The sequence below is a fragment of the Pseudomonas sp. GL_117 genome (genome assembly GCF_057835125.1).
In genome coordinates this window covers 4,782,559-4,798,157 of the sequence record NZ_CM174418.1, presented here as the reverse complement: position 1 = coordinate 4,798,157, position 15,599 = coordinate 4,782,559, and the positions used below count along the sequence as shown (strand labels likewise).

Here is a 15,599-nt window from a genome sequence, read left to right as displayed (position 1 = left end):
TCATGGCTACGCTTGAACTTCGCAATGTAAACAAGACCTATGGCCCCGGCCTGCCCGACACCTTGAAGAACATCGAACTGTCGATCAAGGAAGGCGAATTCCTCATCCTGGTCGGCCCTTCGGGTTGCGGTAAATCCACGCTGATGAACTGCATCGCCGGCCTGGAAACCATCACTGGCGGCGCGATCATGATCGGCGACCAGGACGTCAGCGGCATGAGCCCCAAGGATCGCGACATCGCCATGGTGTTCCAGTCCTACGCGCTGTACCCGACCATGAGCGTGCGCGAGAACATCGAATTCGGCCTCAAGATCCGCAAGATGCCCCAGGCCGACATCGACGCCGAAGTGGCACGCGTGGCCAAGCTGTTGCAGATCGAACACCTGCTCAACCGCAAGCCGGGCCAACTCTCCGGTGGTCAGCAACAACGTGTGGCCATGGGCCGTGCCCTGGCGCGGCGGCCGAAGATCTACCTGTTCGACGAACCGCTGTCCAACCTCGACGCCAAGCTGCGCGTCGAGATGCGCACCGAAATGAAACTGATGCACCAGCGCCTGAAAACCACCACCGTCTACGTCACCCACGACCAGATCGAAGCGATGACCCTGGGCGACAAAGTGGCGGTGATGAAGGACGGCATCATTCAGCAGTTCGGCACGCCGAAAGACATCTACAACAACCCGGCCAACCAGTTCGTGGCGAGCTTTATCGGTTCGCCGCCGATGAACTTCGTGCCCCTGCGCCTGCAACGCAAGGACGGTCGTCTGGTGGCCCTGCTCGACAGCGGCCAGGCCCGTTGCGAGCTGGTGCTGAACGTGACCGACGCCGGTCTTGAAGACCGTGACGTGATCCTTGGCCTGCGCCCCGAGCAGATCCTGCTGGCGGCGGGCGAGGGCAACGGTTCGAGCATCCGCGCCGAAGTGCAGGTCACCGAACCGACCGGCCCGGACACCCTGGTATTCGTGCAACTCAATGACACCAAGGTCTGCTGCCGCCTGGCGCCCGACGTGGCCCCGCAGGTGGGCGAGACCCTGACCCTGCAATTTGATCCATCCAAGGTATTGCTGTTCGACGCCAATACCGGCGAGCGTCTGGGCACTGCTTCTTCATTGCCCGCACAGGGGCATGCCGACAATGTGGCCCAATTCAAAGGCCGCTGAAGCAGTTAAGTTGTTGTTTTTGATAAAAAAGTAACCCGCGTTAGATAAAAACAGTTTAATAACAATAAAGACGAGGATGTAGGGATGAAAAAGCAACACAACACTACCCGGCTGATCTGCCAACTGTCAGCGGCAGCAGCCCTGGTTTTGTCCGCCAATGCGATGGCGGACGAAGCATTCAGCGCCGATTCCAAGTGGATGACCGGCGATTGGGGCGGCGAACGGACCAAGCTGATCGAGCAAGGTATTGACATCAAGGCTGACTACGTAGGCGAAATGGGCTACAACGCCCACGGCGGCTACAACACCGACAAGACCGGTCGCTACTCCGACCAGTTCGGCTTGGGCGTCGCGCTGGACCTGCAAAAACTGTGGGGCTGGGACAACACCCAGGCCAAGATCCAGTTGACCAACCGTAATGGCCAGAACATCTCCAACGATCGCATCGGCGACCCGCGTGCCGGCACGCTGAGTTCGTCGATGGAAGTCTACGGCCGTGGCCACATGGTGCGTCTGACCCAGTTCTGGATCCAGCACCAGATGTTCGACAACAAGTTGGACGTGAAGCTCGGTTACTTCGGTGAAGGCGAAGACTTCAACACCTTCCCGTGCGACTTCCAGAACCTGTCGTTCTGCGGTTCCCAGGTCGGTAACTATGTGAGCACCTGGTACAACTGGCCGGTCAGCCAGGCTGCGATCCGCGTGAAGTACCACATCAATCCTGAGCTGTACGCGCAAATCGGTGCGTACAACCAGAACCCGTCGCAGCTGGAGCACGGCAACGGCTTCAAGCTCAGCGGCAGCGGCACCAAAGGCACCGTTATCCCGGTGGAATTGGTCTGGTCGCCGAAGGTCAATAACCTGCCGGGCGAATACCGTGTGGGTTACTACAAGAGCGCGGCTGATGCCTCCGACGTGCGTGAAGACGTGAACGGTAACGATGCGGCTACCACGCGCGCGGCCTACCGTACCCACAGCAGCAAAAAAGGCTACTGGTTCGTTGCCCAGCAGCAGCTCACCACCCACAACGGCGACGCTTCCCGTGGTCTGAACATCGCGGCCAACGCCACGTTCCACGACAAGGAAACCAACACCGTCGACAACTACCAGTCGTTGATGCTGGTGTACAAAGGTCCGTTCGACGCGCGTCCAAAAGATGACGTCGGCATCGGTGCGGCGCGTCTGCACGTCAACAATGACGTGAAGAAAAACGCCGAGCTGCTCAACGCCTCCAATGGCGTGAGCGACTACGACAACCCGCTGTACACGCCGATCCGCGAGACCGAGTACAACTTTGAAATCAACTACGGTTTCCACGTCACCAACTGGCTGACCGTGCGTCCCAACCTGCAATACGTCGTGCAACCTGGCGGCGTGGACAAAGTCGACAACGCGTTGGTGGCTGGCCTGAAAATTCAGTCTACGTTCTAACGTTGTTGCGATAAGCTCCTTCTCTCTGTGCGCATTTTGCGGGTAGCCATGGCTATCCGCTTTTTTTTGCGCAGCACTGTGAAGACCTTCAGGACAGTGGCAAATGCATGAGCAACCGCTGCAACGCTTTTTCAAATCCCTGCGCGAACGTCCAGTGTTCGCCTGGGAGCGCTTTCAGATGCGCGACGTATTGGTGATCGACCACCCGCTGTGCCAGGCGGTGTTCAGTCGTCAGGGCGCGCAACTGTTGCACTTTCAACCCACGGGGCAAAAACCCTGGCTGTGGTGTGCGGCGAAGTGGCCGCAAGTCGGCGCGATCCGTGGTGGCGTGCCGGTGTGCTGGCCGTGGTATGGCCGTCATCCCAGCGAGAACGCGTGGCCATCCCACGGCTGGGCGCGGCTGATCGACTGGAAACTGCTCGACAGCAGCACCGACGACGACGGTGTGCGTCTGCACTGGCAACTGCAGTTGTGCGATTGGCAGGTCGACCTGCACGCACACCTGGGCGACACCCTGGAACTGCGCCTGAGCACCGAGCATCAGGACGAACTGCCGTGTCAGTTGAGCCATGCTTTGCACGCCTACTGGCGTATTGGTCACGTTGATGAGGTAGCGCTGTCTGGGCTCGACGGCGCGCAAGGTTATGACCAGCTCAGTCGCCAGGCTTGCCAGCAGGAAGGTGAGTTGCGGGTGGACGGCGGCTGCCAGCGGGTGTTCCAGCATGACGGTGAATTGCAGCTCAAGGACCACGCCTGGCAGCGCGAACTGTGCATCGATACCGGCGACAGCGCCGACACCGTGGTGTGGCATCCGGGCAGTCGTCCGCTGTTGGGCGTGAGCTTCAACGAGGCGTCGGGGTTTGTGTGCGTGGAGTCGGCAATGGCCGCTGCCAGTTTGGCGCCGGGGGAGCGGGCGCATTTGAGTCTGCAGGCCAGGGCTAGGGTGTAGCGGTGTGGCTGCGGGCCCCTTCGCGAGCAAGCCCGCTCCCACATTTGAATGTGTTCACAAATCAAAATGTGGGAGCGGGCTTGCTCGCGAAGAGGCCGGTACAGCTGGTAGAGATTCCAGCCTTAGTTGAACTCATCTCCAACCGGATACCGGCTGTCATTCAAGCTCTCTTTGATCTTGCGCAGATGGGGCTGGAAATCCACCCCACGGCGCAGCGTCATGCCTGTCGCCAGCACATCCAGCACCGTCAACTGAATGATCCGCGAGGTCATCGGCATATAGATGTCCGTATCTTCCGGCAGCGGAATATTCAGGCTCACCGTACTGGCCTTGGCCAATGGTGAGTTCTCGGCGGTCACGCCCAGCACCGAGGCGCCGTTGCTGCGGGCGATACGTGCCACTTCCACCAGCTCACGGGTACGCCCGGTGTAGGAAATGATCACGAACAGCTCGCCCGTATGCGCCACCGACGCGATCATGCGCTGCATCAGCACGTCCGCGTGGGCGGTGACCGACAGGTTGAAGCGGAAGAACTTGTGCAGCGCGTCCATCGCCACCGGTGCCGAAGCGCCGAGGCCGAAGAAGTGGATCTGCCGCGCCTGGATCAGCAGGTCCACGGCCTTGCTGATCAAGTTCGGGTCCAGGGCCTGGCAGGCGCTGTCCAGGGACGCGATGGCGCTGCCAAAGATCTTCTGGGTGTAGGCCTCGGGGTTATCATCGGCCTCCACGGCGCGGCTGACATACGCAGCACCGCTGGCCAGGCTTTGCGCCAGTTGCAATTTCAGTTCAGGGTAGCCGCTGACGCCGAACGAACGGCAGAAACGGTTGACCGTCGGTTCACTGACCGAGGCGGCTTGGGCGAGGGCGGCGATAGAGAAGCGGGTCGCCTGCTGCGGGTTGAGCAGGATGACCTCGGCGACTTTTTTCTCGGCCTTGTTCAATTCTTCGAGGCGGTTCTGGATCTGTTCCAGAAGATTTCGCACGCGGTCCATTCAGTCTTTCCTTCGGGCGACGATGCAAATAAGGGTGGCAACCAATCGACCAGTGGTCTTTTGCGGTGGCCTATCCTACTGAGGGTAGCTGAACACCACCACTCGCAATGCGTATTTCGGGAAAATGTTGTGGTTATTACTACATTTTTCCTTGAGTGATGCCTTGAAAAAAGGTATTTGTAGCTTAACTTGATAAAAGAACAAACATCATGCCTTCGATAACCGTAGAACCCTGCACCTTTGCCCTGTTTGGCGCCTTGGGTGATCTGGCGCTGCGCAAGTTATTTCCTGCCCTCTATCAACTCGATGGCGCCGGGCTCTTGCACGACGACACCCGCATCCTGGCCCTGGCCCGTGAAGCCGGGACCGAGCAACAGCACCTGGCCCATATCGAAAAAGAACTGCGCAGCTACGTCGGCAAGGAACTGGACGAAACCATCGCCCAACGTTTCCTGGCCCGCCTGACCTACGTCCACGTCGACTTCAAGAACGCCGATGACTACGTCGCCCTGGCGGAAAAAGTCGGCCACGAACAACGTCTGATCGCCTACTTCGCCACCCCGGCGGCGGTGTACGGTGCGATCTGCGAAAACCTGGCCAAGGCCGGCCTGGCGGAAAACACCCGCGTGGTGCTGGAAAAACCCATCGGCTCGGACCTGGAATCCTCGCGCAAGGTCAACGATGCCGTGGCGCAGTTCTTCCCGGAAAACCGCACCTACCGCATCGACCACTACCTGGGCAAAGAAACCGTCCAGAACCTGATCGCCCTGCGTTTCGCCAACAGCCTGTTCGAAACCCAGTGGAACCAGAACTACATTTCCCACGTGGAAATCACCGTCGCCGAGCAGGTTGGCATCGAAGGCCGTTGGGGCTACTTCGACAAGGCCGGCCAGCTGCGCGACATGATCCAGAACCACTTGCTGCAACTGCTTTGCCTGATCGCCATGGACCCGCCGGCTGACCTGTCCGCCGACAGTATCCGTGACGAGAAGGTCAAGGTGCTCAAGGCCCTGGCGCCGATCAGCCCGGAAGGCCTGACCACCCAGGTTGTGCGCGGCCAGTACATTGCCGGCTACAGCGCTGGCAAGCCGGTGCCGGGTTACCTCGAAGAAGAGAATTCCAACACCCAGAGCGACACCGAGACCTTCGTCGCCCTGCGTGCCGACATCCGCAACTGGCGTTGGGCCGGGGTGCCGTTCTACTTGCGCACCGGCAAGCGCATGCCGCAAAAGCTGTCGCAGATCGTTATCCACTTCAAGGAACCGTCCCACTACATCTTCGCCCCCGAGCAGCGCTTGCAGATCAGTAACAAGCTGATCATCCGCCTGCAACCGGACGAAGGTATTTCCTTGCGTGTAATGACCAAGGAGCAGGGCCTGGACAAGGGCATGCAACTGCGCAGCGGGCCGCTGCAACTGAATTTTTCCGACACCTATCGCAGCGCACGGATTCCCGATGCCTACGAGCGGTTGTTGCTCGAAGTGATGCGCGGCAATCAGAACCTGTTTGTGCGTAAAGATGAAATCGAAGCCGCGTGGAAGTGGTGTGACCAGTTGATCGCCGGGTGGAAAAAATCCGGTGATGCGCCCAAGCCGTACGCGGCGGGTTCCTGGGGGCCGATGAGCTCCATTGCATTGATCACGCGGGATGGGAGGTCGTGGTATGGCGATATCTGATTTGAAACTGCCCCAGGGCGTCACGCCGCACGAGTACCGTACGCCGGTGCTGTTGGCGCAAGGCCTGGCCAATGACGTGGCCGAGCAATTGCGTGCGGCCATCAGCGCCCGTGGCGAAGCCACGTTGGTGGTGTCCGGTGGCCGTAGCCCCGTGGCGTTTTTCCAGAACCTGGCCAAGCAAGGCCTGGACTGGTCCAAGGTGACGATCACCCTGGCCGACGAACGCTGGGTGCCGGTGGAACACGCCGACAGCAACGCCGGTCTGCTCAAGCAGTACTTGCTGCAAGGCCCGGCGGCCAAGGCCAAATTCCTGAGCCTGTACAGCGCCGCGGCCAATCTTGAAGACGCTGCCGAGCAGGCCGATCGCCTGCTGGCGGAATTGCCGGCGATTGACGTGTTGGTGCTGGGCATGGGCGATGACGGTCACACCGCGTCGCTGTTTCCCAACAGCCCGAACCTGAGCGAAGCCTTGCAGCCGGACGGCACGCGCCGTTGCTGGCCGATGCTGGCGCCGACCGTACCCCACCAGCGCCTGACCATGAGTCGCGCGCTGCTGGCTTCGGCGAACTACACCGTACTGTCGATTTCCGGCAGTTCGAAATTGACGACCTTGAGCGCTGCACTGGCCGGTGACGACATCGCTGCCATGCCGATTCGCGCGTTTTTGCAACCCACATTAGAGATTTACTGGTGCCCATGAGCCAAGGATCAGCCGCTATGAAAAGCCCTCAACCGACCGTGTCCATGGCGGATAAAGTTGCCCTGATCGACAGCCTCTGCGCCAAGGCGCGGATCCTGCCGGTGATCACCATCGCCCGCGAACAGGACATCCTGCCGCTGGCCGATGCCCTGGCCGCCGGTGGTTTGACCGCGCTGGAAGTGACCCTGCGTTCGCAGTTCGGCCTCAAGGCCATTCAGGTGCTGCGCGAGCAACGGCCGGAACTGTGCACCGGTGCTGGCACCGTGCTGGATCGCCATATGCTCGAAGCGGCCGAAGTCGCCGGCTCGCAATTTATCGTCACCCCAGGCATCACCCGCGACCTGCTGGAAGCCTCGGTACACAGCGCAATCCCGCTGCTGCCGGGCATCAGCAACGCCTCCGGGATCATGGAAGGCTATGCGCTGGGTTATCGCCGCTTCAAGCTGTTCCCGGCTGAAGTCAGCGGCGGCGTCGCGGCAATCAAGGCCCTGGGCGGCCCGTTTGGCGAAGTGAAATTCTGCCCGACCGGCGGCGTTGGTCCGGCCAACATCAAAAGCTACATGGCGTTGAAAAACGTGATGTGCGTGGGCGGTAGCTGGATGCTTGATCCTGAGTGGATCAAGAACGGCGACTGGGCCCGCATTCAGGAAGTCACCGCCGAGGCGCTGGCGCTGCTGGATTGATCTGATTCATCGAATCGTTGTTGCTGTGCTTGACGGCATTTTTGCGGTGCACTTGGTCGGTGTACCGCTTTTTTTTGCCTGCAGAAACCCTTTCAGGCCAGCGTAAATCCTTGGGTTGGAATGGGCTTGTGTGGGAGCGGGCTTGCTCGCGAATGCGGTGGTTCAGCTTGCAGATGTATTGCTGACACACCGCATTCGCGAGCAAGCCCGCTCCCACAGTTTTAATCGGCGTTGAGTTCGGCGATGGCGGTGACCAAGACATTGATATCCGCAGCCGACGTCACCAACCCCGGCGTCACCCGAATGCAGGTCCCAAACGCCGCGCCCACCCGTGTGGTGGTAAACAGGTTGTAGTCCTTGAGTAAACGATCTGCCATCGCCTGCTGGTCCCTTCCGACAAACTTGAACGCCGTAATCCCGCAATACAGGCGCGGATCATCCGACGTCAGCACCTCAACCCCCGCCAGCGGCCGCACCTTGCTCACCCACAGGTCACGCAGGTAATTCACCCGCGCGCCCTTGGCCGCCGAGCCTCCCAGGCTTCGATGCTCCTCAAACACCGAGGGCAAGGTCATCAGCGCCGGAAAATTCGGTGTGCTGTAGGACGTGCGTGCGCGCACGTCGCTGGGCGGGTAGTGAAACTCGCCCATGTCCGGGTCGATGTCGGCCAGGCGCTCGGGCGCGATGTACAGAAAACCCAGGGTCAGCGGCGCGCCGATCCATTTGTGCAGATTGAAACCGGCGAACTGAATGCCCAGTTCGGCGAGGTTGAAGTCGATCTGGCCCAGGGCGTGAGCGCCGTCGAGGATCACATCCACATCATATTCACGCGCCGCCTTGGCGATCGCCTCGACCGGCATCACCAGGCCAGTGCGATGGGTGACGTGGGTCAGCGCCATCAGCTTTAAACGTGGGTATTGCGCGAACGCATCGCGATATGTCCGCAGCAGGCTGTCGAAACTCGCCGGGTGCGCGTGGGACAGTTCGATCACCTCCACGCCGCGAACCCCGGCCAACCAGCGCATGGCGCCTTTGACCGTGTCGTACTCCAGGTCACTGATCAACACCTGATCCCCCGGCTCCAGGCGGTTGTAGTTACGGATCACCGACTGCAAGGCCTCGGTGGCGTTGCGGGTGAAGGCGACCGACTCGGGGTCGACGTTGATCAGCTCAGCCAGTTGGCGGCGGATCTCGACGTTTTCGCCCTGCTCGAAACGCTGGCGCACATGCAGGGAATTGCTGCGGTTGATAAACGCCACGTGTTCCAGATACTGCGCGCGCACGACGCGGCTCATGCGTCCGAAATAGCCGTTTTCCAGATTGATCGGGCCAGGCTCCAGCTCATAGCGCCTGGCAATGGCGGTCCAGTGTTGCTCGTTATCGGCATTCCTTGGCATGGCGGGGTTCTTTCTTAATGGCGGGGGGCGGGCTTGCCGTGTTTTACACGCAACGGTTCGAGCAATTCGGCCAGGCCGTTGCTGTCGATTTCCTGCATCAATGCCAGCAGCCCGCCCAGTTCGCCGTGGGGGAAACCTTCTCGGGCAAACCAGTTCAGGTAGGGGCCGGGCAGGTCGGCGATGATCCGGCCCTTGTACTTGCCGAAGGGCATTTGGCGGGTGATCAGCAGTTCGAGTTTTTCGGGGTTCATGGGGCTTCAGACGAATGAGTCGAGAGCCCTGAAAATACAGGCATTCTGCATGAAGGCCAATTGACAGATCATGCAAATAACGTACATACAGATGGTTCAAATATTTTTAAGTTATTGAAAACAAAGGAAAAGTTGTTATTGAAAAAACTGGCACGGGCGCTGCAATCATTAAGACAACCTCTTAACCCGTACAAGGAATTGGAAAATGACTGACATCACCAAAGAATCGATCTCCGTACTGAACGACCTGATTGAAACCAGCATCGACGGTCAAAAGGGTTTCAAAGAGTGCGCTGAAGACATCAAGCACCCAGAGCTCAAAGCGTTGTTCGCCAAGCGTTCCGCCGACTGCGCCACTGCTGCTGCCGAGCTGAAGACTGCCGTGCGTGCCTTGGGTGGCGATCCGGAAGATTCCGGCAGCGTTGCCGGCGCACTGCACCGTGGCTGGGTCGACGTGAAGTCGATGCTCACCGGCAAGGATGAAGAGGCGGTACTGAACGAAGCCGAGCGCGGTGAAGACCACGCACTGAAGGCTTACAAAGAAGCGATCGAGAAGATCAACAAGCACAACCTGTTGGGCATTCGTGACCTGGTTGAGCGTCAGTACCACGGCGTGCAACGTAACCACGACCAGGTGAAGGCGCTGCGTAACCAGGCTCGCGCCCAGTCGTAAGCCTTAGGTTGTAACGAATGTGGGAGCGGGCTTGCTCGCGAATGCGGTCTCTCAGTCACAGTGTTGGTGACTGATCCACCGCTTTCGCGGGCAAGCCCGCTCCCACATTTGTATTGTGTAGATTTCAGCCAATGCTGATCGGCGGCAATTCGGTCAGCGTCACCACCTGCTGCTTACGCGGTGCCAGAATCTCCGCTTCACCATCCACCACCAACTCATCGCGCTGGTTGAACACCCGCGTGGCGATGCGTACGCGGAATTTCGGCAGTTTTTCGAGAATTTCCAGGCGCACGGTCAGGGTGTCGCCGATCTTCACCGGCTTCTGAAAGCTCATCTGCTGGCCGATATAGATAGTGCCCGGCCCAGGCAATTCGCAGGCTACCGCCGCGCTGATCAGGGCACCGCTGAACATGCCGTGGGCGATACGCTCCTTGAACATGGTCGCCTTGGCGTATTCGGCGTCCAGGTGCACCGGGTTGTGGTCACCGGACATCGCGGCGAACAGCTGGATGTCGCGCTCTTCCACCAATTTGCTGTAGCTGGCGGTCTGGCCGACTTCAAGGGCTTCGTACGGGGTGTTGGTTACCTGGGTCATCTAAAGGTGCATCCTGTGGCTAATCGGTAATTTAATCGGCTGATTCTAAAGCAAACATTATTCGCAGCGGGCCGGCCTGTGCAGGGTCAGGGCCTGGTCGAGCCACGTCAGCAGGTCGGCGGTGACTTGGTCACGGTTGGTTTCGTTGAACACTTCATGGCGCGCCTGCGGGTAGATCGTCAGTTGCACGTGGCGGCAGCCGGCTTCACGCAGGGCGTTGGCCAGATGGGTGAGACGCTTGCCCTCACTCACCGGATCACATTCGCCGCCGGTCACCAGGATCGGCAGGCCCGGATCGATCTGCGCGAGATTGGACGCTTTGCTGATTTGCTGCAAGCCGCCGAGCAGGTCGACCCACAGCTGGTTGGTGCAGCGGAAACCGCAGAGCGGGTCGTTGATGTACTTGTCGACTTCCGCCGGGTCGCGGCTGAGCCAGTCGAAGGCCGTACGGTTGGGTTTGAACGCTTTGTTGAATGAGCCGAACGACAGGAAGTCGATCAACGCACTGCGCCCGCGCAGGCCCTGGCGGGCCCGCTCGATGCGCGCGATCACCCGGGCGGCGCGGTACAGCGCCACGGGTTGGAAATTCGAGCCGCTCAGAGCCGCGCCGCTCAGGCTGGCGCTGTGATGCAGCAGATAGGCCTGGGCGATGTAGCTGCCCATGCTGTGGCCCAGCAGAATGATCGGCAGCCCCGGATGCTGCTGGCCGATATGCTGGTTGAGGCTGGCGAGGTCGCCCACCACTTTGTTCCAGCCGTCGTGCTCGGCGTACAGGCCCAGGGTGCCTTCGTCGGCGGTGCGGCCGTGGCCACGCTGGTCCGGTGCATACAGGCCGTAGCCCGCCGCACACAGTGCCTGTGCCAGGCGCGCATAGCGCCCGCTGTGCTCGGCCATGCCGTGGGACAGCATGATCATCGCCTTGGCGGGGCCGTCCGGCAGCCATTGATTGACGTACAGGCGGCTGTGGTCATTCGCGGTCAGCCAGAAGGTGCTGTGGTTCATGGCGGTTCCTTTGCTCGGGGTCGTTGCAGTGTATAGCTCATCCCACGGGAAGCGTCTGATCAGTGCAGGGCCTTGTAGGAAGATTCACGCAATTAATGACGCTCTTTCCTGTATTTGCCTGTTTGGCCATAGCTGCTAACGTCCCCAAAGCTCCGCTTTGTATGCAGTGCAAAAGCGGCCGGACACACTCAGGTAAGAGGACAAGAATAATGCAACCTGATTTCTGGAATGACAAACGCGCCGCGGGCGTTCCCAATGCCATCGACCTCACCTCTTACAAGTCGGTGATCGAAGTCTTCGAGCGTTCCTGCAAGACCTTTGCCGACCGTCCGGCGTTCAGCAACATGGGTATCACCCTGACCTACGCCGAGCTGGAGCGCCAAAGTGCGGCGTTCGCCGGCTACCTGCAACAGCACACCGACCTCAAGCCCGGCGAGCGCATTGCGGTGCAGATGCCCAACGTGCTGCATTATCCGATTGCCGTGTTCGGCGCCCTGCGCGCCGGGCTGATCGTGGTCAACACCAACCCGCTGTACACCCCACGCGAGATGCGCCACCAGTTCAAGGACGCCGGCGTGCGTGCGCTGGTCTACCTCAACCTGTTCGGTTCGCGGGTGCAGGAAGTGTGCGCCGATACCGAGATCGACTACCTGATCGAAGCCAAGATGGGCGATTTCATGCCCGCTGCCAAAGGCTGGCTGGTCAACACCGTGGTCGACAAGGTCAAGAAAATGGTCCCGGCCTATAGCCTGCCGCGCGCCGTTTCCTTCAAGCGTGCGTTGCGCATGGGCGCAGGCCTGGGCGTGATCCGCCATCCCGTGACCCTGGACGACATCGCAGTGCTGCAATACACCGGCGGCACCACCGGCCTGGCCAAGGGCGCGATGCTCACCCACGGCAACCTTGTGGCGAACATGCAGCAGGCGCGGGCGTGCATGTCCCAGGTCAACGACGACGGTCAGCCGCTGGTGCGCGAGGGGCAGGAAGTGATGATCGCGCCGCTGCCGCTGTACCACATCTATGCATTCACGGCGAACTGCATGTGCATGATGGTGACCGGCAACCACAACGTGCTGATCACCAATCCGCGCGACATCGGCGGCTTTATCAAGGAGTTGAAGAAGTGGCGCTTCTCCTGCCTGCTGGGGTTGAACACGCTGTTTGTGGCATTGATGGATCATCCGGACTTCAAGACCCTGGATTTCTCCCACCTCAAGATCACCAACTCCGGTGGCACCGCGCTGGTCAAGGCCACTGCGGAGCGCTGGAAAGCGCTGACCGGCTGCACTATCGGCGAGGGCTACGGGCTGACGGAAACGTCGCCGGTCGCCAGCACCAACCCCTACGGCAGCCAATCGCGGTTGGGCACCGTGGGCATTCCGGTGCCGGGCACGGCGATGAAAGTCATTGATGACGAAGGCCGCGAATTGCCCTTGGGCGAGCGCGGCGAGTTGTGCATCAAGGGTCCGCAGGTCATGAAGGGCTACTGGCAGCAGCCGGTGGCCACCGCCGAGACGCTCGACGCCGAAGGCTGGCTCAAGACCGGCGACATTGCGGTGATCGACACCGATGGCTTTGTCAGCATCGTCGACCGCAAGAAAGACCTGATCATTGTCTCGGGCTTCAATGTGTACCCCAACGAGATCGAAGATGTGGTGATGGCGCACCCGGCGGTGGCCAACTGCGCGGTGATCGGCGTGCCGGACGAGCGCACGGGGGAGGCGGTGAAGCTGTTCGTGGTCGCCCGCGCCCAGGGTGTGAGCCTTGAGGAATTGAAGACGTACTGCAAGACCAACTTCACCGGCTACAAGGTGCCCAAGCATATTGTGTTGCGTGAGTCGTTGCCGATGACTCCTGTAGGGAAAATCTTGCGGCGGGAACTGCGCGACATCGCCTGACCCCGAATTGAAATGCAATCAAAAAATGTGGGAGCGGGCTTGCCCGCGAATGCGGTGTACCAGTCACCAGATATGTAGACTGATGCACCGCATTCGCGAGCAAGCCCGCTCCCACATTTGCTGTTCGGTGTCCTCAAAGCCTTATTCCAGAGCCTTTCCCGAGGCAAATTAAGTGCTGTTTATAGTGTGACCAAATATTGTAGGACAGTCGCGAATATGACTGTAGGGCCCGCGTTTGGCTCTAGTCGGCCCTTGGCAAAGCTGCTACTCTCGGCGCGCTTTGTGACGTCTCGGCCTGCTTGAAAGCGCCAGATTCACCTTAAAAAAACATACACCAATAATAATCGCATCAAATGCGATGATGAATTCGCGTCGCTGAGGAGTGGGCTTCCATGAACGAAGACTTTTGGAAGGATAAGTACCCCGCCGGGATTGCTGCAGAAATCAATCCAGACGAGTATCCGAATATTCAGGCGGTACTGAAGCAGTCCTGCCAGCGCTTCGCCAACAAACCGGCTTTCAGCAACCTGGGCAAGACAATCACCTACGGTGAGTTGTACGAATTGTCCGGTGCTTTCGCCGCGTACCTGCAACAGCACACCGACTTGAAGCCCGGCGACCGCATCGCCGTGCAACTGCCCAACGTCCTGCAGTACCCGGTCGCCGTGTTCGGTGCCATCCGGGCCGGCTTGATCGTGGTCAACACCAACCCGCTGTACACCGCGCGGGAAATGGAACACCAATTCAACGACTCCGGTGCCAAGGCCTTGGTCTGCCTGGCCAACATGGCGCACCTGGCGGAAAAGGTCGTGCCCAAGACCGCCGTCCAGCATGTGATCGTCACCGAAGTCGCCGACCTGTTGCCGCCGCTCAAGCGTCTGCTGATCAACAGCGTCATCAAGTACGTGAAAAAAATGGTCCCGGCTTATCACTTGCCCAAGGCGATCAAGTTCAACGATGTGCTGGCCAAGGGGCAGGGCCAGCCGGTCAGCGACGCCAACCCCGCCAGCAGTGATGTGGCCGTGCTGCAATACACCGGCGGCACCACCGGCGTGGCCAAGGGCGCGATGCTCACCCACCGCAACCTTGTCGCCAACATGCTGCAATGCAAGGCGCTGATGGGCTCGAACCTCAATGAGGGCTGCGAGATCCTGATCACGCCGCTGCCGCTGTACCACATCTATGCGTTCACCTTTCATTGCATGGCGATGATGCTGATCGGCAACCACAACATCCTGATCAGCAACCCGCGCGACCTGCCGGCGATGGTCAAGGAATTGTCCAAGTGGAAGTTCAGCGGTTTTGTCGGCCTGAACACGCTGTTCGTGGCGCTGTGCAACAACGAAGCGTTCCGCAAGCTGGACTTCTCTGCGCTGAAGGTCACCCTGTCGGGCGGCATGGCCCTGCAACTGGCCGCCGCCGAGCGTTGGAAAGCCGTGACCGGCTGCAGCATCTGCGAAGGCTACGGCATGACCGAAACCAGTCCGGTGGCCACGGTCAATCCGAGCCAGAGCATCCAGATCGGCACCATTGGCATTCCCGTGCCTTCGACAGTCTGCAAAGTCATCTCCGACGACGGCGTCGAGCTGGCGCTGGGCGAAACCGGCGAGCTGTGCGTCAAGGGCCCGCAGGTGATGAAGGGGTACTGGCAGCGCGAAGATGCCACCGCCGAGATCCTCGACAGCGAGGGTTGGTTGAAGACCGGTGACATCGCGATCATCCAGCCCGATGGCTACATGCGTATTGTCGACCGCAAGAAGGACATGATCCTGGTCTCGGGCTTCAACGTGTACCCCAACGAGCTGGAAGACGTGCTGGCAGGCCTGCCGGGTGTGCTGCAATGCGCGGCCATCGGTGTGCCGGACGAGAAGTCCGGGGAGATCATCAAGATCTTCATCGTGGTCAAGCCGGGCGCCACCCTGACCAAGGACCAGGTGATGGAGCATATGCGCGCCAACGTTACGGCCTACAAGGTGCCGAAGGTCATTGAGTTCCGCGATGCGTTGCCGACGACCAACGTGGGCAAGATCCTGCGGCGTGAGTTGCGTGATGAAGAGCTGAAAAAGCTCGGTCTCAAGAAGTAACGCATTAAAAAACCCCGCGAACGCGGGGTTTTTTTATGCCTGCTGATTTCCCGGGCTGGATTGGAACGCAATCCAATGTGGGAGCAGGCAAGCCAGCTTCCACCGTTT

General features: G+C 60.0%; 14 protein-coding genes. 9 read left to right on the top strand and 5 right to left on the bottom strand.

Translation table 11 applies throughout. The features are described from left to right. Positions 1-2 precede the first annotated feature (2 nt). From AC3ISR_RS21790 to AC3ISR_RS21780, 3 genes are all read left to right on the top strand, one after another. Positions 3-1,160: an ABC transporter ATP-binding protein gene (locus AC3ISR_RS21790; RefSeq protein ID WP_192301019.1), complete on the top strand. Its 1,158-nt coding sequence runs from the start codon at positions 3-5 to the stop codon at positions 1,158-1,160. Positions 1,161-1,244: 84 nt separating this feature from the next. Further along, the gene (locus AC3ISR_RS21785) at positions 1,245-2,591 is read left to right on the top strand and encodes a carbohydrate porin (protein ID WP_192301020.1); all 1,347 of its coding nucleotides are present in this window, start codon (positions 1,245-1,247) and stop codon (positions 2,589-2,591) included. 103 nt (positions 2,592-2,694) lie between these two features. After that, positions 2,695-3,540, top strand: coding sequence for a D-hexose-6-phosphate mutarotase (locus tag AC3ISR_RS21780; RefSeq protein WP_192301021.1), 846 nt, complete (start codon positions 2,695-2,697; stop codon positions 3,538-3,540). 122 nt (positions 3,541-3,662) lie between these two features. Here AC3ISR_RS21780 and AC3ISR_RS21775 read toward each other — a convergent pair whose 3' ends face one another. Continuing rightward, entirely contained in the window at positions 3,663-4,523 is an 861-nt protein-coding gene (locus AC3ISR_RS21775; protein ID WP_177413991.1) for a MurR/RpiR family transcriptional regulator, read from the bottom strand. Positions 4,524-4,741: 218 nt separating this feature from the next. Between AC3ISR_RS21775 and zwf the strand changes: the two genes are divergently transcribed. The 3 genes from zwf to AC3ISR_RS21760 are packed head-to-tail and all read left to right on the top strand — an operon-like array spanning position 4,742 to position 7,591. Next, on the top strand, positions 4,742-6,208 hold the full coding sequence (gene zwf, locus AC3ISR_RS21770; RefSeq protein WP_463984274.1) for a glucose-6-phosphate dehydrogenase: 1,467 nt from the start codon (positions 4,742-4,744) through the stop codon (positions 6,206-6,208). Continuing rightward, the gene (gene pgl / locus AC3ISR_RS21765) at positions 6,195-6,908 is read left to right on the top strand and encodes a 6-phosphogluconolactonase (RefSeq protein ID WP_192301023.1); all 714 of its coding nucleotides are present in this window, start codon (positions 6,195-6,197) and stop codon (positions 6,906-6,908) included. The genes zwf and pgl overlap by 14 nt, the downstream gene beginning before the upstream one ends. Before the next feature lie 17 nt (positions 6,909-6,925). Continuing rightward, positions 6,926-7,591, top strand: a complete 666-nt coding sequence (locus AC3ISR_RS21760) for a bifunctional 4-hydroxy-2-oxoglutarate aldolase/2-dehydro-3-deoxy-phosphogluconate aldolase (protein ID WP_192301024.1) — start codon at positions 6,926-6,928, stop codon at positions 7,589-7,591. A 221-nt stretch (positions 7,592-7,812) separates the two neighbouring features. On the opposite strand, the gene AC3ISR_RS21755 is transcribed toward AC3ISR_RS21760, so the two are convergent. After that, on the bottom strand, positions 7,813-8,988 hold the full coding sequence (locus AC3ISR_RS21755; protein WP_463984276.1) for an aminotransferase class V-fold PLP-dependent enzyme: 1,176 nt from the start codon (positions 8,986-8,988) through the stop codon (positions 7,813-7,815). Positions 8,989-9,002: 14 nt separating this feature from the next. After that, on the bottom strand, positions 9,003-9,239 hold the full coding sequence (locus tag AC3ISR_RS21750; protein WP_135289383.1) for a DUF3820 family protein: 237 nt from the start codon (positions 9,237-9,239) through the stop codon (positions 9,003-9,005). A gap of 205 nt (positions 9,240-9,444) precedes the next feature. Between AC3ISR_RS21750 and AC3ISR_RS21745 the strand changes: the two genes are divergently transcribed. Then, entirely contained in the window at positions 9,445-9,912 is a 468-nt protein-coding gene (locus AC3ISR_RS21745) for a ferritin-like domain-containing protein (RefSeq protein ID WP_192301026.1), read from the top strand. Positions 9,913-10,036: 124 nt separating this feature from the next. Here AC3ISR_RS21745 and AC3ISR_RS21740 read toward each other — a convergent pair whose 3' ends face one another. Together AC3ISR_RS21740 and AC3ISR_RS21735 are read right to left on the bottom strand one after the other, a co-directional pair. Continuing rightward, entirely contained in the window at positions 10,037-10,507 is a 471-nt protein-coding gene (locus AC3ISR_RS21740) for a MaoC family dehydratase (RefSeq protein ID WP_010208208.1), read from the bottom strand. Between the two features lie 57 nt (positions 10,508-10,564). Further along, the gene (locus tag AC3ISR_RS21735; protein WP_192301027.1) at positions 10,565-11,509 is read right to left on the bottom strand and encodes an alpha/beta hydrolase; all 945 of its coding nucleotides are present in this window, start codon (positions 11,507-11,509) and stop codon (positions 10,565-10,567) included. Between the two features lie 209 nt (positions 11,510-11,718). Between AC3ISR_RS21735 and fadD2 the strand changes: the two genes are divergently transcribed. Both fadD2 and fadD1 read left to right on the top strand, forming a co-directional pair. Further along, on the top strand, positions 11,719-13,407 hold the full coding sequence (gene fadD2, locus AC3ISR_RS21730) for a long-chain-fatty-acid--CoA ligase FadD2 (RefSeq protein WP_192301028.1): 1,689 nt from the start codon (positions 11,719-11,721) through the stop codon (positions 13,405-13,407). A gap of 392 nt (positions 13,408-13,799) precedes the next feature. Beyond that, entirely contained in the window at positions 13,800-15,491 is a 1,692-nt protein-coding gene (fadD1, locus tag AC3ISR_RS21725; RefSeq protein WP_463984277.1) for a long-chain-fatty-acid--CoA ligase FadD1, read from the top strand. The last annotated feature ends 108 nt before the right edge of the window (positions 15,492-15,599 follow it).